The sequence below is a fragment of the Bacillus sp. FSL M8-0025 genome (genome assembly GCF_037975475.1).
Lineage (GTDB): Bacteria > Bacillota > Bacilli > Bacillales > Bacillaceae > Bacillus > Bacillus subtilis.
The window spans coordinates 3,082,881-3,102,928 of record NZ_CP150258.1; the positions used below are offsets into that span (position 1 = coordinate 3,082,881).

General features: G+C 43.4%; 20 protein-coding genes. 15 read left to right on the forward strand and 5 right to left on the reverse strand.

What is annotated here, in order from left to right; genetic code table 11:
* Positions 1 to 18: 18 nt before the first annotated feature.
* Positions 19 to 432, forward strand: a complete 414-nt coding sequence (locus MKX38_RS16030; protein ID WP_015384506.1) for a thiol-disulfide oxidoreductase DCC family protein — start codon at positions 19 to 21, stop codon at positions 430 to 432.
* A 201-nt stretch (positions 433 to 633) separates the two neighbouring features.
* On the opposite strand, the gene MKX38_RS16035 is transcribed toward MKX38_RS16030, so the two are convergent.
* On the reverse strand, positions 634 to 1,191 hold the full coding sequence (locus MKX38_RS16035) for a YufK family protein (protein ID WP_003228837.1): 558 nt from the start codon (positions 1,189 to 1,191) through the stop codon (positions 634 to 636).
* Positions 1,192 to 1,368: 177 nt separating this feature from the next.
* Here MKX38_RS16035 and maeL point away from each other — a divergent pair, with 177 nt between their 5' ends.
* From maeL to maeN, 7 genes are all read left to right on the forward strand, one after another.
* Positions 1,369 to 2,970, forward strand: a complete 1,602-nt coding sequence (maeL, locus tag MKX38_RS16040; protein ID WP_339187696.1) for a two-component system sensor histidine kinase MaeL — start codon at positions 1,369 to 1,371, stop codon at positions 2,968 to 2,970.
* Positions 2,963 to 3,670, forward strand: coding sequence for a two-component system response regulator MaeM (maeM, locus tag MKX38_RS16045; RefSeq protein ID WP_014477821.1), 708 nt, complete (start codon positions 2,963 to 2,965; stop codon positions 3,668 to 3,670). Before maeL ends, maeM begins: the two co-directional genes overlap by 8 nt.
* Before the next feature lie 471 nt (positions 3,671 to 4,141).
* Positions 4,142 to 5,218, forward strand: coding sequence for a guanosine ABC transporter substrate-binding protein NupN (nupN, locus tag MKX38_RS16050; protein WP_041332982.1), 1,077 nt, complete (start codon positions 4,142 to 4,144; stop codon positions 5,216 to 5,218).
* Between the two features lie 78 nt (positions 5,219 to 5,296).
* Positions 5,297 to 6,829, forward strand: coding sequence for a guanosine ABC transporter ATP-binding protein NupO (nupO, locus tag MKX38_RS16055; RefSeq protein ID WP_339187699.1), 1,533 nt, complete (start codon positions 5,297 to 5,299; stop codon positions 6,827 to 6,829).
* Positions 6,822 to 7,868: a guanosine ABC transporter permease NupP gene (gene nupP, locus MKX38_RS16060; protein ID WP_029318495.1), complete on the forward strand. Its 1,047-nt coding sequence runs from the start codon at positions 6,822 to 6,824 to the stop codon at positions 7,866 to 7,868. The genes nupO and nupP overlap by 8 nt, the downstream gene beginning before the upstream one ends.
* Positions 7,869 to 8,828, forward strand: a complete 960-nt coding sequence (gene nupQ, locus MKX38_RS16065; RefSeq protein WP_029318494.1) for a guanosine ABC transporter permease NupQ — start codon at positions 7,869 to 7,871, stop codon at positions 8,826 to 8,828.
* Between the two features lie 154 nt (positions 8,829 to 8,982).
* Positions 8,983 to 10,329, forward strand: coding sequence for a sodium/malate symporter MaeN (maeN, locus tag MKX38_RS16070; protein ID WP_003244241.1), 1,347 nt, complete (start codon positions 8,983 to 8,985; stop codon positions 10,327 to 10,329).
* 35 nt (positions 10,330 to 10,364) lie between these two features.
* Here the strand turns inward: maeN and MKX38_RS16075 are convergent, their stop codons facing one another.
* Positions 10,365 to 10,580: a hypothetical protein gene (locus tag MKX38_RS16075; protein ID WP_015251336.1), complete on the reverse strand. Its 216-nt coding sequence runs from the start codon at positions 10,578 to 10,580 to the stop codon at positions 10,365 to 10,367.
* Between the two features lie 230 nt (positions 10,581 to 10,810).
* On the opposite strand from MKX38_RS16075, the gene MKX38_RS16080 reads away from it, so the two are divergent.
* Genes MKX38_RS16080 through mnhG form a run of 7 tightly spaced genes read left to right on the forward strand, consistent with a single transcriptional unit; the run spans position 10,811 to position 16,579 of the window.
* A complete protein-coding gene (locus tag MKX38_RS16080; RefSeq protein WP_029318492.1) occupies positions 10,811 to 13,216 on the forward strand; it encodes a Na+/H+ antiporter subunit A in 2,406 nt (801 codons plus the stop codon).
* Positions 13,209 to 13,640: a Na(+)/H(+) antiporter subunit B gene (locus MKX38_RS16085; RefSeq protein WP_003228819.1), complete on the forward strand. Its 432-nt coding sequence runs from the start codon at positions 13,209 to 13,211 to the stop codon at positions 13,638 to 13,640. The genes MKX38_RS16080 and MKX38_RS16085 overlap by 8 nt, the downstream gene beginning before the upstream one ends.
* Positions 13,640 to 13,981, forward strand: coding sequence for a Na(+)/H(+) antiporter subunit C (locus MKX38_RS16090; protein ID WP_003220730.1), 342 nt, complete (start codon positions 13,640 to 13,642; stop codon positions 13,979 to 13,981). Before MKX38_RS16085 ends, MKX38_RS16090 begins: the two co-directional genes overlap by 1 nt.
* Positions 13,974 to 15,455: a Na+/H+ antiporter subunit D gene (locus MKX38_RS16095; RefSeq protein ID WP_019712488.1), complete on the forward strand. Its 1,482-nt coding sequence runs from the start codon at positions 13,974 to 13,976 to the stop codon at positions 15,453 to 15,455. Before MKX38_RS16090 ends, MKX38_RS16095 begins: the two co-directional genes overlap by 8 nt.
* A gap of 5 nt (positions 15,456 to 15,460) precedes the next feature.
* Complete coding sequence (locus tag MKX38_RS16100; protein WP_003228815.1) at positions 15,461 to 15,937, forward strand: Na+/H+ antiporter subunit E; 477 nt, start codon at positions 15,461 to 15,463, stop codon at positions 15,935 to 15,937.
* Positions 15,937 to 16,221, forward strand: a complete 285-nt coding sequence (locus tag MKX38_RS16105; protein ID WP_003228814.1) for a Na(+)/H(+) antiporter subunit F1 — start codon at positions 15,937 to 15,939, stop codon at positions 16,219 to 16,221. Before MKX38_RS16100 ends, MKX38_RS16105 begins: the two co-directional genes overlap by 1 nt.
* Positions 16,205 to 16,579 (forward strand): monovalent cation/H(+) antiporter subunit G, encoded by a 375-nt coding sequence (mnhG, locus tag MKX38_RS16110; protein WP_014477830.1) that lies wholly within the window; start codon positions 16,205 to 16,207, stop codon positions 16,577 to 16,579. The genes MKX38_RS16105 and mnhG overlap by 17 nt, the downstream gene beginning before the upstream one ends.
* 40 nt (positions 16,580 to 16,619) lie before the next feature.
* On the opposite strand, the gene MKX38_RS16115 is transcribed toward mnhG, so the two are convergent.
* The 3 genes from MKX38_RS16115 to MKX38_RS16125 form a co-directional block, all read right to left on the reverse strand.
* The gene (locus MKX38_RS16115) at positions 16,620 to 17,000 is read right to left on the reverse strand and encodes a hotdog fold thioesterase (protein ID WP_017695528.1); all 381 of its coding nucleotides are present in this window, start codon (positions 16,998 to 17,000) and stop codon (positions 16,620 to 16,622) included.
* A gap of 18 nt (positions 17,001 to 17,018) precedes the next feature.
* Positions 17,019 to 17,663: a two-component system response regulator ComA gene (gene comA, locus MKX38_RS16120; RefSeq protein ID WP_003220716.1), complete on the reverse strand. Its 645-nt coding sequence runs from the start codon at positions 17,661 to 17,663 to the stop codon at positions 17,019 to 17,021.
* An 80-nt stretch (positions 17,664 to 17,743) separates the two neighbouring features.
* Positions 17,744 to 20,041 (reverse strand): histidine kinase, encoded by a 2,298-nt coding sequence (locus tag MKX38_RS16125; protein WP_339187702.1) that lies wholly within the window; start codon positions 20,039 to 20,041, stop codon positions 17,744 to 17,746.
* Between the last annotated feature and the right edge of the window lie 7 nt (positions 20,042 to 20,048).

A 20,048-nucleotide genomic window follows, 5' to 3' on the forward strand; every position in this document is an offset into this window, starting at 1 on the left:
GATCGGAGGGGATATGGGGTGACTTCAGAACAAATTCCAAATCGCGTTTTGCTGTTTGATGGTGTCTGCAATTTATGCAATGGCGCCGTGCAATTTATCATTAAACGTGATCCGGACGGATTGATTTCTTTCACATCGCTGCAGTCGGAAACAGGACAGAGCCTGCTGAAAAAAAGCGGGCTTCCGACTGATCGGTTTGACAGCTTTGTCTTTATTGAAGACGGCCAAGTGTACACAAAGTCAACTGCAGCCATTAAGGTTTTCAGGCATCTGCGAGGCCCATGGCGGCTCTTCGTCCTGTTTTTCGCAGTGCCGAAGCCTGTCAGAGATATGGTCTATTCTTTCATTGCCAACAACCGCTATAAGTGGTTTGGCAAAAAAAATGAATGTATGCTCCCCTCCCCTTCTATTAAAAAAAGATTTTTACCGTAAATAAAAAATGGCTAGGACGCTAGCCATCACAGATTGTTGACAAAATCCTAAAACGGCTTCGTTTTAGGATTTTGTCATCTATTCAGCGTGATTGAAAACTTTTGAAGTTGTGAAACGGCGGAAACCTGAGAATCTACCGCCGTTTCATTGCGTACAGAGCACGAAGCGCAAATCTGACCACCAAACGCTGAAATGGCTAGCTTACACAGGTAAGCTAGCCATTATGCTATTATAAAGCTTGATAAATATGAACAGAATACCGATAACAAAGGTAAACCAAAACAGCAGTTCCAATAGAATGAATCCGACTAATGACATGAGAGAAAGCGTCGAATAAATCCGGTACACGGTAAACACAAAGTAAGCGAGCGTGACGACCGCAAACCAGATCACAATCCAAATGACATTTTGCAAAAGCACAAAGGATAAAATCCCGCCGCCCAAATAAATCATGGAACCCATTCTGAGTTTTTTCAGGTTGTTCCCTTCCGGATCATTAGCAAAAAACAGCAATGACAGCTCGGTCACGGTATTTGCAATTAATTTCAGAGCGGACAGAACCATAAAATATAAAAGTGCAAAGGCAGCAAATAACGCAAGCCTGATTCCTTTCTCTGAAAAATAATCGAGCATTCCATCATACATTCCAAATGAAGACAGCATCTTCAACGCATAAAGTGAAGTTGAGATGGATAAGGACGAACTAAAAAGCAGGATCGCAATCAGCGGAAAATATCCTGTCAAATAAGTATTTTTCATATAAAAAAGTCCCTTTCTATAATCTACCTCATTTATTATGGAGGACTTAAAACACATTGACAAGATAAATTATTCCATTTTTTCTCCTTTTTACGAATTACAGTCCCAAATCTTCACAAAGCAGCATTTTGAGAGTAAAGTAGTACGCAGGAATCATAAAACGTAAGGAAGTTTTATATGAAAAAAACATTAAAACTGCAAACCAGACTCACCATATTTGTTTGTATCGTTGTATTAATCGCATTGCTCATTACGTTTTTTACAGTCGGTGCCCAAACCACCAAACGGATTAGAGATCAGGAAAAGGCCACTGCGCTACAGACTGCTGAAATGGTAGCTGAGGCGCCGATGACAGCCGCTGCTTTAGAAAACGGGAAAAAACAAAAGGAACTGCAGAGCTACACAAAGCGGGTTCAGAAAATCACCGGCACGGAATTTGTTGTCGTCATGGATATGAGCGGTATCCGCAAAACTCATCCTGACCCGAGCAAAATCGGAAAAAAATTCAGAGGCGGTGATGAGTCCGAGGTATTAAAAGGGCATGTCCATATCAGCACAGCCTCTGGCACGCTCGGGAAATCGCAGAGAGCGTTCGTCCCTGTCTACGCGGAGAATGGAAAACAAGTCGGTGCAGTCGCGGTCGGCATCACCGTAAATGAAATTGATGAAGTGATCAGCCATAGCTTACGGCCGCTTTACTTTATTATTTGCGTCAGCATCTTCGTCGGTGTGATCGGAGCCGTTATCGTCGCCCGTACAGTGAAAAATATCATGTACGGACTTGAACCTTATGAAATTGCGACTCTGCTTGAAGAACGGAGCGCGATGCTGGAATCGACGAAGGAAGGAATACTCGCTGTCGATGAACATGGCAAAATTAAACTTGCCAACGCGGAAGCAAAACGCCTATTCGTCAAAATGGGCATCAACACAAATCCCATTGATCAGGATGTAGATGACATCTTGCCGAAAAGCCGCTTGAAAAAGGTCATTGAGACAAAAAAACCTCTTCAAGACAGAGACGTCCGCATTAACGGGCTGGAGCTTGTGTTTAATGAAGTTCCTATCCAGCTGAAAGGACAAACTGTCGGAGCGATTGCGACATTCCGAGACAAGACCGAGGTAAAACATTTAGCTGAACAGCTATCCGGTGTTAAAATGTATGCAAACGCACTGAGAGCGCAGTCTCATGAATTTATGAACAAACTGCATGTGATATTAGGTCTCGTCCAGCTGAAAGAGTATGACGATCTTGGAGATTATATTAAAGATATTGCCATTCAGCAAAAATCAGAAACAAGTGAAATTATAAATGATGTCAAAAGCTCCGTACTGGCCGGTTTTCTGCTTGGAAAGCAAAGCTTTATACGTGAGCAGGGCGCAAATCTTGATATTGAATGCAACGGTGTCATCCCGAACGCGACAGACCCTTCTGTCATCCATGAACTTATTACAATCATCGGAAATCTCATCAACAATGGCTTAGACGCCGTTGCCGATATGCCGAAAAAACAAATCACCATGTCCATGCGCTTCCATAACAGCATACTTGATATTGAAATTACCGATACTGGAGCAGGCATGTCTGAAGAAGACCAAGCCAAAGTATTTGAACAAGGCTATTCAACAAAGGGCAAAAACCGGGGATTCGGCCTTTATTTCACACAGCAAAGCATCGAAAATTTAAAAGGCCAAATGATCCTCACAAGCGAAAAGAATGAAGGAACGACATTCAGTATTCGCATCCCGTACGAACCGAAGGAGGAAAATCATGATTAATGTACTAATAGTTGAAGATGACCCCATGGTGGGTGAATTAAATAAACGATACTTAAGCCAAATAGATGGCTTTCAGCTGAAAGGCATCGCTTCTTCCTTTCAAAGCGCTCTGCATATTTTAGGCGAGCACCATATCGACCTCATTTTGCTTGATATTTATATGCCGGGAAAAAACGGGCTGGAACTGCTGACGGAATTGAGAGCCCAAAATGAAGCGGTTGACGTGATTGTCATCTCAGCGGCCAGCGAGCTTGACGTGATCAAGAAAACACTTCGGTACGGAGCTGTTGATTATTTAATCAAACCGTTTGAATTTGAACGTTTCCAAACGGCTCTGTCTGATTACAGACGAAAACAAAAGGTGTATTCAACCCATCGCAACATGAGCCAAAAAGAACTGGACGCCGAGCTTTTTCAAAAGAAAGAAGCAACAGAAAAAGTGCAGCTTCCTAAAGGCCTGACAAAAAGCACGCTGAAGCTGATCTGGTCCAGTATCCAGTCATTTGAAAATGAATCTTTTACGACAGAAGACTTGGCAAAGCACACTGAAATCTCTCAAGTATCCATACGAAAATACTTAAAGTTTCTTGAAGATATACAGGTTCTGAATGTAGAAATGGCGTACGGAACGATCGGAAGACCTGTGTTTCAGTACAACGTCAACAACAGTAACCTTAACGGAATAAAGCAATATCTATAAGAAAACGCACTGCTTGCTTTGAGCAGTGCGTTTTTCTGTCATATCTCTTGCCAAGATGCTTGATTCTATTGTTGATAAGTTATACAAGAATAACAAAGGGCTTTCACATTTTTAAGCAAATAATTCTAAAAATAGATACTTTTTAAAAAATTATGTGAAATTCTATTTATTTCTTATTAGTTAAATGATAAATTATGATTGGTTAGTTGATCCCGAAAAACTAAGTCATAAGTCTTACTTCAGAAAACGATGTCACGGTTTTCCGCCCGGAACGCCTTCCGCATCCTTCTCTTCCCCGCCTTTCGAAGGAAATACTCACACCACGCTTATTCAGGGAAGAATAGAACTGTCTCAGCGCATTCCATTTGTTATTATCAGAAAATTTTATCGATTCTAAGAAATTGTTCAGGACAGCCCATCACATGACTGGCCGGATCAGCTTTGAACCAAATTTTTCTGGGGGGTTATATCTTGAATAAACGAAAAATCGGATTGGCGATGTCACTTGTGATCGCAGCAGGCACCATATTAGGAGCATGCGGAAACAGCGAAAAAAGCAGCGGCTCAGGCGAAGGCAAAAACAAATTCAGTGTGGCGATGGTTACTGACGTAGGCGGAGTGGATGACAAATCCTTCAACCAATCAGCCTGGGAAGGCATCCAAGCCTTTGGGAAAGAGAATGGGCTGAAAAAAGGCAAAAACGGTTACGACTATCTTCAATCCAAATCTGATGCAGACTATACAACGAACTTAAATAAATTGGCGCGTGAGAATTTTGACTTAATTTACGGCGTCGGCTACTTAATGGAGGATTCAATCAGCGAAATTGCTGACCAGCGTAAAAATACAAACTTTGCGATTATAGATGCTGTTGTCGATAAAGACAACGTCGCAAGTATTACGTTTAAAGAGCAGGAAGGCTCATTTCTCGTCGGAGTGGCCGCAGCCCTATCAAGCAAATCAGGAAAAATCGGCTTTGTAGGCGGCATGGAATCAGAGTTAATCAAAAAATTCGAGGTCGGCTTCCGTGCCGGCGTGCAAGCAGTTAACCCTAAAGCCGTTGTAGAAGTGAAATACGCAGGGGGTTTCGATAAAGCCGATGTCGGCAAAGCAACCGCCGAAAGCATGTATAAATCAGGCGTAGATGTTATTTATCACTCTGCGGGCGCCACTGGCACAGGCGTCTTTACTGAAGCGAAAAACCTGAAAAAAGAAGATCCAAAACGCGATGTCTGGGTCATCGGTGTCGATAAAGACCAATACGCAGAAGGCCAGGTAGAAGGAACAGATGATAACGTCACCCTCACTTCCATGGTGAAAAAAGTAGATACAGTCGTTGAAGATGTAACGAAAAAAGCGAGTGACGGAAAGTTCCCGGGCGGCGAAACACTTACCTACGGGCTTGATCAAGACGGAGTCGGCATTTCTCCATCTAAACAAAATCTATCGGATGATGTGATCAAAGCGGTCGATAAATGGAAGAAAAAAATCATCGACGGATTGGAAGTCCCGGCAACTGAGAAAGAGCTCAAAACCTTCAAAGCTTAATAAGAATCGCAGGGATAAGGAGGTCGAGCCCTTATCCCTTGTTTTTCTTTTATTTTGAAATAAAGGAGCGGTCAATCAATGGAATATGTCATTGAAATGCTCAATATCCGCAAGGAGTTTCCAGGTATCGTCGCCAATGACAATATCAATCTTCAAGTCAAAAAAGGCGAAATACACGCGTTGCTCGGTGAAAACGGAGCGGGGAAATCAACATTGATGAATGTCCTTTTCGGGCTGTATCAGCCGGAGCGGGGTGAAATTCGGGTGCGCGGCGAGAAGGTGCACATCAACAGCCCGAACAAAGCGAATGACCTTGGAATTGGAATGGTGCACCAGCACTTTATGCTTGTTGACACCTTTACAGTTGCTGAAAATATTATTCTCGGGAAGGAGCCAAAGAAGTTTGGCAGAATTGACCGGAAGCGTGCTGGCCAAGAGGTGCAGGACATTTCCGATCGATACGGCCTGCATATCCATCCTGAAGCAAAAGCAGCTGACATATCAGTCGGTATGCAACAGCGCGCAGAAATATTAAAAACCCTCTACCGCGGTGCCGATATTCTGATTTTTGATGAACCGACGGCTGTTTTGACGCCTCATGAAATTAAGGAACTGATGCAAATTATGAAGAACCTGGTCAAAGAAGGGAAGTCCATCATCTTAATCACCCATAAGCTGAAAGAGATTATGGAGATTTGTGACCGCGTTACGGTTATCCGTAAAGGAAAAGGCATCAAAACCCTTGATGTCCGTGATACAAACCAAGACGAACTCGCCAGTCTAATGATCGGCCGCGAGGTATCGTTCAAAACTGAAAAGAGAGCTGCTCAGCCGGGAGCGGAAGTGCTTGCGATTGACGGCATAACTGTAAAGGATACCCGCGGAATAGAGACAGTCAGAGATTTGTCTCTTTCTGTCAAAGCGGGAGAAATAGTCGGCATAGCAGGCGTCGACGGAAACGGGCAATCAGAGCTGATCGAAGCGGTGACAGGACTCCGCAAAACAGATTCAGGAACAATCACCTTAAACGGAAAACAGATCCAAAACCTGACGCCAAGAAAAATCACTGAATCCGGGATCGGGCATATTCCTCAGGATCGCCATAAACACGGTCTCGTCCTTGATTTTCCAATCGGAGAGAATATCCTGCTGCAAAGCTATTACAAAAAGCCGTATTCAGCATTGGGCGTTTTACATAAAGGCGAAATGTACAAAAAAGCACGCAGCCTGATCAGCGAGTACGACGTCAGAACGCCGGATGAATATACACACGCTCGGGCATTGTCAGGCGGAAACCAGCAAAAAGCGATTATCGGGCGGGAAATAGACCGAAATCCTGATTTATTAATTGCCGCCCAGCCGACTCGCGGCCTTGATGTCGGAGCGATTGAATTTGTCCATAAAAAGCTCATTGAGCAGCGTGATGCCGGGAAAGCCGTTCTTCTCCTCTCGTTTGAGCTTGAAGAAATTATGAATCTCAGTGACAGAATCGCCGTTATTTTTGAAGGACGCATTATCGCCAGCGTTAATCCGCAGGAAACCACTGAACAGGAGCTTGGTCTCTTGATGGCAGGAAGCACGCAAAAGGAAGCGGGGAAAGCAAATGGTTAAACGACTCTCTCATTTACTCGTGCCGCTCATCGCAATCATACTTGGTCTTGCGGCCGGCGCGTTGATTATGCTTGTGAGCGGCTACAGTGTGGCTAGCGGATATTCGGCTTTGTGGAATGGGATATTCGGAGAAATCTATTATGTCGGAGAAACAATCCGGCAAATTACGCCTTATATTTTATCCGGATTGGCTGTCGCCTTTGCATTCCGAACCGGACTCTTTAATATCGGCGTCGAGGGACAGCTGCTCGTCGGCTGGACAGCAGCGGTTTGGGTCGGTACGGCGTTTGACGGACCGGCATATATTCACTTGCCGCTCGCATTGATTACAGCGGCAGCTGCAGGAGGATTATGGGGGTTTATTCCCGGCATTTTGAAAGCGCGATTTTACGTTCATGAAGTCATTGTCACCATTATGATGAATTATATCGCGCTGCACATGACCAATTACATCATTTCAAACGTCTTGACAGATCATCAGGACAAGACGGGGAAAATTCACGAATCCGCCTCTCTCCGCTCTCCTTTTCTTGAACAGATCACCGATTACTCACGGCTGCATTTGGGAATCATCGTTGCCCTTCTCGCAGCAGTTATCATGTGGTTTATCATCAACAAAACTACAAAAGGATTTGAGCTCCGGGCGGTCGGGTTTAACCAGCACGCTTCCCAGTATGCCGGCATGAGCGTGCGGAAGAATATCATGACCTCCATGCTTATCTCCGGCGCTTTTGCAGGCCTTGCCGGAGCCATGGAGGGGCTAGGAACATTCGAATACGCCGCAGTGAAAGGCGCATTTACTGGCGTAGGCTTTGACGGTATCGCTGTCGCTCTTCTCGGGGGAAACACAGCCATCGGCGTTGTACTGGCAGCATGCCTGCTTGGCGGGCTGAAAATCGGCGCATTAAATATGCCGATTGAATCAGGCGTTCCATCAGAGGTCGTTGATATTGTGATTGCTATTATTATTCTGTTTGTGGCTTCAAGCTATGCGATTCGTTTCGTCATGGGCAAATTGAAGAAAAAGGGGGCGAACTAAGTGGACATTGTGCAGATTTTATCTATCATTGTCCCTGCCACACTCGTCTATGCGGCCCCGCTTATTTTAACTGCTCTCGGCGGCGTGTTTTCCGAGAGATCAGGTGTGGTGAATATCGGCTTAGAAGGCCTCATGATTATCGGGGCGTTCACCAGCGTGCTATTTAATTTATTTTTTGGCCCGGAATTAGGTGCCGCCGCACCTTGGCTTTCGCTCCTTGCCGCCATGGCAGCAGGCGCCCTGTTTTCACTGATTCACGCGGCAGCGGCGATTTCGTTTCGCGCCGACCAGACAGTCAGCGGTGTCGCCATTAACATGCTGGCGCTTGGGGCAACTTTATTTATCGTCAAACTGATCTACGGCAAAGCGCAGACAGACAAAATTCCAGAGCCTTTTTATAAGACGAAAATCCCCGGTTTGGGCGATATTCCCGTCTTGGGAAAGATCTTCTTTTCGGATGTCTATTATACGTCTATTCTTGCAATAGCACTTGCCTTTATTTCCTGGTTTATCTTGTTCAAAACGCCGTTCGGCCTTCGTATTCGTTCTGTCGGTGAGCATCCGATGGCGGCCGATACGATGGGAATCAACGTATATAAAATGCGCTACGTCGGCGTGATGATCAGCGGATTGTTCGGCGGTCTCGGCGGCGGCGTATATGCCTCCACAATTGCGCTTGATTTCACGCACTCTACCATCTCCGGGCAAGGTTTTATCGCCCTGGCAGCGCTTGTATTCGGAAAATGGCATCCAATCGGAGCACTGGGGGCCGCCCTGTTTTTCGGATTCGCCCAAAGCTTAAGCATCATTGGATCGCTGCTCCCTCTTTTTAAAGACATACCAAATGTGTATATGCTGATGGCTCCTTATGTCTTAACGATTCTCGCTTTAACCGGCTTTATCGGGCGGGCAGATGCGCCAAAAGCCAATGGCGTGCCTTATATTAAAGGAAAAAGATAAAACATTCTCCCCTGGGAAGACGATTCTCAGGGATTTTTTTCTAATCCAAAAGACCCTCTTAATTTAATTGTTTATTAGTTTTTTAACTTAAAAAAATATGAAGTGTTAACGCTTTCTTGTAGACTGTAACAAACAATACATGGGGGTGTATGACATGGGAGCAATTCCAAAAACGGGGACAATTTCACCTGAGCAAAAAGACTCACAGGAGAAAAACCTGTTTCAAAAAATTTGGTCTTGGGAAATCGGTGTGATTCCTTTGCCATTATACACAGTATTAGCTGTTATTATTATTCTTGCAGCCTATTACAATGAGCTGCCGGCAAATATGCTTGGCGGGTTTGCCATCATTATGATTCTTGGTGTGTTTCTCGGAGACATAGGCCAACGCATACCGATATTGAAGGATATAGGCGGCCCTGCTATTTTATCTTTGTTTGTTCCTTCATTTTTAGTCTTTTACAATGTACTGAATTCAACATCTTTAGACGCTGTAACCAACTTGATGAAAACGTCTAACTTCCTTTATTTCTATATCGCGTGCCTTGTTGTGGGAAGTATCCTCGGTATGAACAGAATTGTTTTAATACAGGGGTTTATCAGAATGTTCGTTCCACTGGTTGCAGGAACGATCGCGGCCGTTGCAGCCGGCATCCTTGTCGGATTTATTTTTGGCTATAGTGCCTATGATTCCTTTTTCTTTGTTGTTGTCCCGATTATTGCCGGGGGAATAGGTGAAGGGATTTTGCCGCTTTCAATCGCCTATTCACAAATACTGGGCTCATCCGCCGATGTATTTGTGTCTCAGCTGGTGCCAGCCGCAATTATAGGAAACGTTTTTGCTATCATATGTGCAGCCTTAATGAAAAAGCTTGGCGACAAGCGTCCAGATCTAAATGGGAACGGACGTCTCGTAAAATCTAAAAAAGCAAATGAGATTTTCAATCAAAAAGAAGCCGAAGCAAAAATTGATTTTAAGCTAATGGGAGCAGGAGTTCTGCTCGCGTGTACATTCTTTATTTTTGGCGGGTTATTGGAGAAATTCATCTTCATCCCGGGCGCGATCTTAATGATTATTTCAGCTGCGGCTGTCAAGTATGCAAATATTCTTCCGAAAAAAATGGAAGAAGGCGCTTACCAGCTTTATAAGTTTATTTCTTCAAGCTTTACATGGCCGCTGATGGTCGGTCTCGGCATCCTCTTTATTCCGTTGGATGACGTAGCGTCTGTGATTTCTATACCGTTTGTCATCATCTGTATTTCAGTTGTTATCGCGATGATTGGTTCTGGATATTTCGTAGGCAAGCTGATGAACATGTATCCGGTTGAATCCGCAATCGTTACCTGCTGCCACAGCGGTCTCGGCGGAACGGGTGATGTTGCCATTTTATCGGCATCAGGAAGAATGGGCCTTATGCCGTTTGCCCAAATTTCAACCCGTCTCGGCGGTGCAGGCACAGTTATTTGCGCGACAGTGCTGCTTCGTTTTTTCACTTCATAAACAGAAAGAGTTCCGTTTTATGCGGAACTCTTTTTTTATTTATTCACAATCCGAATATACTCTCGGGGACCAAACGGCAGATCCTTTGATTCCATCTCACTCATTCTGGCTGACAGGTGGTGCTCCAGTAAATACAGCTCCCACTCATCACTAGCCGCCACACCGCTGCGCCCGTCATATTGATTCAACATGAATGCCCCTGCAAATACTGAGCAGAATAAACCTGAGCACATCACGACTTTTCTTTTCACATGACCAGCTCCTTTCCTTCAGCTTGATCAGGATTGATTTTAAATATACAAATAACCTCTTTTTTGTTAGACTTATTTTGAGGTCAAAAGAACTCATAAAAACCCATTACAGCAGTTCGAAGCGTGGCAGCTTGCAGAAAAGTGCGATATAATTTGGACTAGGTCGTTTGACCGTATATTTCATACATAGCGCATTTTTCAATTGAGAACGAGAAAAGGAGGTCTTATCTTTGCAGCTCTTACATCTTGCTATTTTATCGCCTTTTTTATTTGCTTTTATCATTCCCTTCTTGGCAAAATACGCAAAAAGAGTGCATACGGGCTGGTTTGTGTTGATCTTGCCCGTCTTGCTGTTTATATACTTTCTCCCAATGATCAGGATGACACAATCTGGAGAAACACTTCGATCGGTATTAGAGTGGATTCCGTCACTCGGCATTAACTTTACCGTTTATATAGACGGCCTCGGGTTATTATTCGCTTTACTGATCACAGGCATTGGCTCTTTGGTCACTCTTTACAGCATTTTTTATTTATCGAAAGAAAAAGAACAGCTTGGGCCCTTTTATGTCTACTTATTGATGTTCATGGGCGCCATGCTCGGCGTCGTTCTAGTAGACAATGTCATGGTTCTCTACATGTTCTGGGAGCTTACAAGCCTTTCATCCTTTTTGCTGATCGGCTATTGGTATAAGCGGGAAAAGTCGCGCTATGGCGCAGCCAAATCACTTTTGATTACGGTCAGCGGCGGGCTGTGCATGCTCGGCGGCTTTATTCTCCTTTATTTGATAACGGATTCCTTCAGTATTCGAGAGATGGTTCACCAGGTTCAATTAATTGCCGGCCACGAATTGTTTATCCCGGCTATGATTCTCATTTTATTAGGGGCTTTTACGAAATCAGCGCAATTTCCTTTTTACATCTGGCTCCCTGACGCGATGGAAGCTCCGACGCCTGTCAGCGCTTATCTCCATTCAGCTACTATGGTAAAAGCCGGCATTTATGTGATTGCGAGATTCAGCCCTATTTTCGCCTTTTCAGCTCAGTGGTTTTGGATCGTGTCCCTCGTTGGCCTCTTTACGATGGTTTGGGGTTCATTCCATGCCGTGAAACAAACTGATTTAAAATCGATTTTGGCGTTTTCAACCGTCAGCCAGCTCGGCATGATCATCTCCATGCTCGGAGTCAGTGCTGCGGCCCTTCATTACGGCCATACAGAATATTATACAGTTGCCGCTATGGCTGCCATTTTCCATTTGATCAACCACGCTACCTTTAAAGGAAGCTTGTTTATGGCAGTCGGGATTATCGATCACGAAACAGGCACACGGGATATCCGGAAGCTAGGCGGCCTGATGGCGATTATGCCGATTACATTTACCATTTCCTTAATCGGGACATTTTCAATGGCCGGCCTACCGCCGTTTAACGGATTTTTGAGTAAAGAAATGTTTTTCACAAGCATGCTTCGCGTGACACATTTTGACCTGTTCAACGTGCAGACATGGGGCGTTCTGTTCCCTCTTTTCGCCTGGATCGGAAGTGTATTTACGTTTATCTACAGCATGAAATTGCTGTTTAAAACATTCAGAGGAAATTACCAGCCTGAACACCTTGAAAAACAGGCTCACGAAGCGCCTGTCGGCATGCTCGTACCACCGGTCATTCTTGTCGCTTTGGCTGTCAGTCTCTTCTTTTTCCCGAATATATTGTCGTACACCCTGATAGAGCCTGCGATGAACTCAATCTATCCGACACTGCTTGCCGGCCATGAGAAATTCCACGTTCACATTTCACAGTGGCATGGGATTACAACGGAATTGCTCATGACTGCGGGTATTGTTGTGATCGGAACAATTGGTTATTTGTCGCTGAATAAGTGGAAGGGAATCTATAAACTGTTTCCTTCGAAACTCACACTCAACCGGTTATATGATAAGCTTTTGACTCTGATGGAGAAAGGCTCTTACCGGGTCACAAAACAATATATGACCGGGTTTTTAAGAGATTATTTGCTGTATATCTTCGCTGGTTTCATCATTCTGATAGGCGGAGCTTTTGCCATTAAAGGCGGATTTTCATTTAAAACGGAAGGCATGGCTAAAATCGGTGTATACGAAATCATTTTGACGCTTGTCATGATCAGCGCCACAGTGGCGACTGTTTTTGCTAGGTCAAGACTGACGGCGATCATTGCACTCGGTGTTGTCGGTTATACGCTTGCATTGTTTTTTGTCATTTTCAGAGCGCCGGACTTGGCATTGACTCAGCTCGTCATTGAAACGATTTCTGTGGCACTGTTTCTGCTTTGCTTCTACCATTTGCCGAAACTGAGGCTGAAAACAAAAACGAGAACGTTCCGGATGACGAATTTTATCATTTCTTTAGGCGTCGGTGTTATCGTTACTCTGCTCGGCATCGCATCCTCAAGCCAGCGGACAAAAGACAGCATTGCGTCCTTCTTTGTCAAACACAGCCACGATCTCGGCGGAGGGGATAATGTCGTCAATGTCATTCTCGTTGATTTCAGGGGATTTGATACAATGTTTGAAATTACGGTATTAACGATAGCCGCTCTCGGCATTTACAGCATGATTAAAACAAAAGTAAAAGAGGAGGGGAAAAGCGGTGAATGAACAAAAAACAAATGACTTGATTCTTCAAACCGCGACAAAGCTTGTATCCTTTATCATTTTGCTTTTCTCTTTCTATTTATTTTTATCAGGGCATAACGCGCCCGGAGGAGGCTTTGTCGGCGGACTGATCACGTCCTCTTCCATCGTTCTCTTGCTCTTGGCGTATGATTTAAAAACCGTGCGTTCCCTTTTGCCGGTCAATTTCATTTATGTCGCGGGAGCCGGCCTTCTGCTCGCTGTATTAACAGGCGTTGGCTCCTTTGTCTTCGGGGCTCCTTTTTTAACCCACACATTCGGATACTTTCAGCTGCCGATCCTTGGGAAAACGGAGCTCGCCACAGCGACGATATTTGATTTAGGCGTTTATCTTGTTGTCGTAGGCATAACGATGACCATTATTCAAACGATTGGAGAGGAAGAATAATGGAAATCTTAATGGCTGTATTAGCCGGTATTATTTTTATGGCTGCTACGTATTTGCTGCTGTCTAAAAGCCTGCTTCGCGTCATTATCGGAACAGCACTGTTAAGCCATGGCGTTCATTTAATGCTTTTGACTATGGGAGGGTTAAAGAAAGGCGCCGCTCCGATTTTGAGCGAGCATGCCAAATCATTTGTCGATCCGCTTCCGCAAGCCCTGATTTTGACCGCAATTGTCATTTCTTTTGGCGTTACATCATTCATCCTCGTCATGGCCTTTCGCGCTTATCAGGAATTGAAATCGGACGATATGGATCAAATGAGGGGAAATGATCAACATGAATAATTTTGTTATTTTGCCAATCCTGATCCCGCTTTTGTCGGCTATTCTTCTGATTTTCATGACGAAGAATCTTATGCTCATGAGAATCTTCAGCACGGCGGCATCGGCCATCGGGATTGTGATTAGCGGCATACTTGTACAGACTGTCTTCACAAAAGGTATCCAGACACTCAGCTTAGGCGGCTGGAAAGCGCCGTACGGCATTGTGCTCGCCGCAGACCAATTCGCCAGCCTGCTCGTTCTCACAACAGCGGTCATCGGTTTATTGGTTGGGCTTTATTCCTTCCGTTCCGTCGGTGAAAAACGGGAGCGCTCCTTTTACTACTCCGGCGTTCAGTTCTTGCTTGCCGGTGTCAGCGGAGCGTTTTTAACAGGCGATTTATTTAATATGTACGTATTTTTTGAGCTTCTGCTTATTGCTTCCTATATGCTGATTGTATTAGGCGGCACAAAAATTCAGCTGCGGGAATCCCTTAAATATATTGTGTTTAATATCGTATCGTCTGCCCTGTTTGTCATAGGGGTCGGCTTTTTATACGCTGTAACCGGCACGTTAAACATGGCGGATCTTAGCGTGAAAATCAGCGAATCAGGACAAACCGGGCTGATCACTGTGATTGGTGTCCTGCTGCTTTTGGTATTTGGCATGAAGGGCGGAATCTTCCCCCTCTACTTTTGGCTTCCAGGCTCTTATTACGCGCCACCGGCAGCAATCTCCGCGTTGTTCGGCGCTTTGCTGACAAAAGTCGGGTTATATGCGATTGCGAGGGTTTTCACATTGATTTTTATTCACGATACAGCCTTTACCCATCAGCTGATGATTTGGCTGGCGGCGCTGACTGTGATTTTTGGTGTCATCGGTTCACTCGCTTATTCGAATGTCATGAAAATTGTGATCTATAACATTATTACCGCTGTCGGCGTGATTTTGTTCGGTGTGGCAGTACACACCCCCGCATCTATTCAGGGCGCGATCTACTATCTGATTCACGATATGCTGATTAAGGGCGCTTTGTTTATGCTGGCAGGTACGCTGATCGCATTGACTGGAACCGCGAGCCTGCATAAAATGGGCGGGCTGATCAAACGCTATCCTGTTCTTGGATGGATGTTTTTCATTTCCGCTATTTCTCTTGCAGGCATTCCGCCACTGAGCGGATTTGTCGGCAAATTTAAAATTGCGGAGGGCGGCTTCGCAGAAGGTGAATTTACGATATCCATGCTGATTCTGCTTTCAAGTCTGCTCGTACTGTACTCTGTGCTGAGGATCTTTATACATGCGTTTTGGGGCGAAGAAAAAGAAACGCCAAAACCAAATCATCGAACAGCTAAAGGACTTCTTTATCCGGCAGCTATTTTTCTCTTGCTGTCCCTTCTCTTCGGATTGGGTACAGAATGGGTGTCGCCTTACGTTGATCAAGCGGCCGAGACGCTGCTGAATCCGGAAAAATATATCGAAGCTGTTCTGAAGGAGTAGATCGCATGGCATTTCAAATTTTATTAAATGTGTTTCTCGCTTTTTGCTGGATGTTCTTAAGCAACAGTCCAAGCGCCGCAGGATTCATTACAGGCTATATTCTGGGAATGCTCTCTCTCTTTTTCTTCCGGCGCTTTTTCACTCGCCAGTTTTATCTATGGAAATTGATTTCTATTATCAAGCTCTGTTTCATTTTTATAAAGGAACTGTACCTTGCTAATGTCAGTGTGATGAAATCAGTCTTATCTCCAAAACTGAATATCAGACCGGGTATTTTTGCTTTTAAAACTGAACTGACGAAGGACTGGGAAATCACCCTGCTTTCTCTGCTCATTACATTAACGCCGGGAACCTTGGTGATGGATATTTCAGATGACAGAACAATACTTTATATTCATGCAATGGATATCGAGGATGCGGAAAAAGCGATTTTTGACATTCGGGAGTCATTTGAAAAAGCCATACAGGAGGTGAGCCGGTGATGTTTACGCTGATCCTGCAAATCGCGCTCGGCATTATGGCAGTGTCTACCTTTTTGTATGTCATTCGTGTCATTAAAGGGCCGACTGTGCCTGACCGGGTCGTGGCTCTGGATGCAATCGGCATCAATCTGATCGCAATCACGGCGCTTGTCTCCATTTTGCTGAAAACAAGTGCGTTTTTGGATATTATTTTGTTGCTGGGGATTTTATCGTTTATCGGAACGATCGCATTTTCCAAGTTCCTGGAGAAAGGAGAGATTATCGAAAATGATCGAAACCGCTAAAGTCGTTGTGGCTGTATTCATATTGCTGGGAGCTCTTGTATGCCTCATTGCTTCATTTGGCGTACTTCGCCTTCCCGATGTGTTTACACGCGCTCATGCTGCTTCTAAAGGCTCAACATTAGGTGTCAATATGATACTGCTCGGTGTCTTCTTCTATTTGTGGTTTGTGACGGGGGAGCTCTCCGCTAAAATCCTGCTTGGGATTCTCTTTATCTTTATTACGTCGCCTATCGGCGGGCACTTGATCTGCCGTGCTGCGTATAACTCCGGCGTCAAGCTTGATGAGAGAAGCGTACAGGATGACTATAACGGAATCAGAAACTTTGTGATTAAACGAAAAGAGGATTCTTATCTATAAAAATAATAGCAGCCGGACAGGCAGAGTTCCGGCTGTTTTTTTATTTCTTGATGACAGCCAGCGTGCATCTGGATATACAGATCAGCCTCTCTTGCTCGTCATATATGTGAATGTGATAGACAATCGTCGTTCTGCCGATATGAACGGGCTCGGCTATCGCCTTTACCGTTCCTTCCTTTACAGATTTTAAATGGTTGGCGTTAATCTCCAAACCGACACAAGCCTGTGTTGAATGATCAATCAGGTTCTGTGCACCTGCGCTCGCCGCTGTTTCCGCCAAGGCCACTGAAGCGCCCCCATGCAAATATCCGAACGGCTGAACCGTCCGATGATCCACCGGCATGACCGCAACGCATCGTTCCGCTGTGTTTTCAACAATCTCTATACCAAGCGCTTCAAGCAATGTGTGTTTCGTATCCATCATCTGCACCCCCAACATTTAAAGTACACCGTCTGATTTCGCAATCAAAACCGCTTCCGTCCGTGAACCGACATTCAGCTTATTGAAAATCGATGTCAAGCTGTATTCAATGGACCGCTTGCTTAAATGAAGGGCATCTGCGATTTCTTGGTTTGTAAATCCCTTTTCAACTTCTTGAAGAATCAGGCATTCTCTAGGTGTGAGCACATCTTGTTCTTTTTGAGAGGAAGGAGCCGGCTTTGTTTTTTGCTGAGTCATCAGCTGTTTAAAGTAAGCAAAATCGACTAAAATTTCTCCGTTGAGTACGTGGTATATGTATTGGGTGATCTTTTCTTTAGATTCCGTTTTGCTGATGGCACCGTGCAGACCCGCACGAATCGCTTCCTCGAAATAATCCTCGACCTCATAACCGGTATACACGATAATTTTACAATGAGGATTCTCTTGTAAAATCTGTTTAGAAAGCTCCATCCCATTGACCTCGCCGCCTAAATTCAGATCCATTAAAATGAGATCATATGACGAGAAATCATGCTGCTTGATAAACTGTTCACTCGGTTCAGGACTGAGACAATCAACAGACAAATTCGAATCCGTTTCCAAAATTGTCTTGGTGCCTTCCATGACAGCCGGATGGTCATCAATCACTAGTATCTTTTTCATGTTTTCCTCCCTTTTACTCACTCTTTTCCATTTTATAAAAAAGACTTGGCCTGTGCCAAGTCGTTTCCGTTATAAATCCATTACAATTCGATTTCAATATCAGCCTTAAAGCCCTTTCCTTCACTTGTTTCAATCCGAAGGCGCCCATCTAAAGCCCTGACTCTCTCCTTAATGCCAGAAAGCCCCATGCTCATGGAATGCTCAGTATTCTTTTCCTGATCAAACCCTACGCCATCATCCTCATAATGAAGAACGATTTTGTTTTGAATACTGATGAGCATAATCAGCACATCCGTCGCCTGAGAGTGCTTGACCGCATTAGACAGAAACTCTTGAATGATCCGGTACAAATTCAGCTGCGAATCCAGATCAAGGGAAGCCGTAAATCTCCCGGTATTTAAACGAATGTGAAACGGAACCCGCTCCTGCTGCTGCGCCACCAGCTTCGACAGCGCCTTCACCAATCCGAGATCATACAGAAGCTGCGGCCGCAGCTCATGACACGTCTCCCTCGTCATCGAAATCACATCAGACATCTGCTCATTCATCTGTACAAGCTTGTCCTGCACCTCTTCACGGCACGGATTATCATCCTTCTTGAAATCACCCAAAAACAGCTCACACTGGCGTTTTAAGGAAATCAAATCCTGAAGAACCGAATCGTGGAGATCGCGGGCGAGATCCGAGCGTTGTTTTTCCTCGATCGTGTACATGAGTTTTTTGAGCCATACGGGGTTGGATTCTTGTTGTTTTATTTCTTCTAAATGACTCATCAGTTCTTCGATTTTCATGACGTTTTCGATCGATACGTTTGTATAAAAAGCCAAAGTTTTCAGCCAAGAAAGTTCTTCGAGTGTGAGACGAGGCGTATTCATTTTAGATAAACAAAGGATCACAAATGATTTACCACCGCGTTCACCTATTTTCATGACAAAGCCTTTATTAAATTCAACGATTTTCCCTATTTCGGATGTTACTTTTCTAAATTCTTTTTCATAGACTTTTTCAAATGAATTTACGTTCTCAGCATCATATAGTTTAATATTTCCGTCAGCTGAAACTTCATATACATGTGCTCGGCTAACAAGAGAAACCTCAAGTATAGTATTTTTCAGTTCTTCAAATACTTGAGACAGGGAAGTAGAGTCTCTTATCATCTGCGTGAATTTATATATACTGTCTTGATAATTGAATTTTTCCGAGACCCTTTTTAATCTAAATCTGAAATCAAGTACTTCTTTATAATAAAAGACCGCCAACATGATAATATAAATTAAAAAGGTTAGTTTAACACTATAAAAATCACTATCAGGACTACTAATCAATTCAATTGTAGAGATTAGAATAATTGTTGGCGTTAGAGCTAAAAAGCCATAGTACCTTAATCTGCTTAAAATAAAATCTACATTATAGATTTTATTTGTCATGAATTGAAATACTAAGGAGAAAGGTATTAGCATCATAAATGAAGCTGCTAAAAAGGATGAAACATAGTGCGCATTTAAAAAGACATACGGTATCAAATATAAACACAAAAAAGGTGAGAAAGAAAAGATATTAATAATAGTGAGAACCTTAATAATATGCGCTTGTTCAGTATCTTTATTTTTAATTAAAATGATACAGAAATATATCCCTACTATGATAAATAAAAAGAAAAAGGATAGTAAACTTAATTTAGGCACATAATCACGAAAGAAAAGGTGTGAACGGAACATTTCACACACTACATTTATGATCGGTACCAAATATAAAATGAAAACTTTTTTATCAAATAAGGTAGTGCCTAACTCTCTAAAATAATGATAAAGAAAGAGAAGGTAGTTTAGCGGTACAGATATTAATGTTACCACCATAATACATCTGCATAGTATATCGCCTTTAACAGAAACTCCTGCACTTATATAAGCAATAGAAGCGGATAACAGAAATATAATTAAAACTAAAGCAGATGGTAAATCCTTTGATTCATTTATTTTTATTATAAATAGGCAACAAAATAAACAAACAATATAAAACATTAACAGTATTAAGTAAGTAGAAAAATTTTTATCATTAAATAAAGTCAGCTTTAGCTCAACATCCTTGCCATTTCTCTCAACAACCATTGAGCTCACATTTTTAAGCTTATTCATTTTTATTTCTTTAGTGTTTATCTTTTGATTATTAATACGCTTTACGATATCCCCTTTTTCTATTCCACTGTATGATGCCATTGAATATTCATCTACATTGGTAATTACAACGTCTCCGTTCTTCCCTTTCGAAACAGTTGCTCCAACTAACAAATTATTATTGCTTATATAGGTCAAATAAATAACATATAACAGACTTATTACAACTAACAATACAGAAATTTTATTGGTTCTAGACTTCATTTAACCC

What these genes read in the sequence shown, in the direction of transcription:
- mnhG (WP_014477830.1), top strand. Translation starts at nt 16,205, where the DNA reads ATGATCGAAACCGCTAAAGTCGTTGTGGCTGTATTCATATTGCTGGGA.
- MKX38_RS16125 (WP_339187702.1), bottom strand. Translation starts at nt 20,041, where the DNA reads ATGAAGTCTAGAACCAATAAAATTTCTGTATTGTTAGTTGTAATAAGT.
- nupP (WP_029318495.1), top strand. Translation starts at nt 6,822, where the DNA reads ATGGTTAAACGACTCTCTCATTTACTCGTGCCGCTCATCGCAATCATA.
- MKX38_RS16115 (WP_017695528.1), bottom strand. Translation starts at nt 17,000, where the DNA reads ATGGATACGAAACACACATTGCTTGAAGCGCTTGGTATAGAGATTGTT.
- comA (WP_003220716.1), bottom strand. Translation starts at nt 17,663, where the DNA reads ATGAAAAAGATACTAGTGATTGATGACCATCCGGCTGTCATGGAAGGC.
- MKX38_RS16090 (WP_003220730.1), top strand. Translation starts at nt 13,640, where the DNA reads ATGGAAATCTTAATGGCTGTATTAGCCGGTATTATTTTTATGGCTGCT.
- maeL (WP_339187696.1), top strand. Translation starts at nt 1,369, where the DNA reads ATGAAAAAAACATTAAAACTGCAAACCAGACTCACCATATTTGTTTGT.
- MKX38_RS16095 (WP_019712488.1), top strand. Translation starts at nt 13,974, where the DNA reads ATGAATAATTTTGTTATTTTGCCAATCCTGATCCCGCTTTTGTCGGCT.
- maeN (WP_003244241.1), top strand. Translation starts at nt 8,983, where the DNA reads ATGGGAGCAATTCCAAAAACGGGGACAATTTCACCTGAGCAAAAAGAC.
- MKX38_RS16035 (WP_003228837.1), bottom strand. Translation starts at nt 1,191, where the DNA reads ATGAAAAATACTTATTTGACAGGATATTTTCCGCTGATTGCGATCCTG.
- MKX38_RS16100 (WP_003228815.1), top strand. Translation starts at nt 15,461, where the DNA reads ATGGCATTTCAAATTTTATTAAATGTGTTTCTCGCTTTTTGCTGGATG.
- MKX38_RS16105 (WP_003228814.1), top strand. Translation starts at nt 15,937, where the DNA reads ATGTTTACGCTGATCCTGCAAATCGCGCTCGGCATTATGGCAGTGTCT.
- nupO (WP_339187699.1), top strand. Translation starts at nt 5,297, where the DNA reads ATGGAATATGTCATTGAAATGCTCAATATCCGCAAGGAGTTTCCAGGT.
- maeM (WP_014477821.1), top strand. Translation starts at nt 2,963, where the DNA reads ATGATTAATGTACTAATAGTTGAAGATGACCCCATGGTGGGTGAATTA.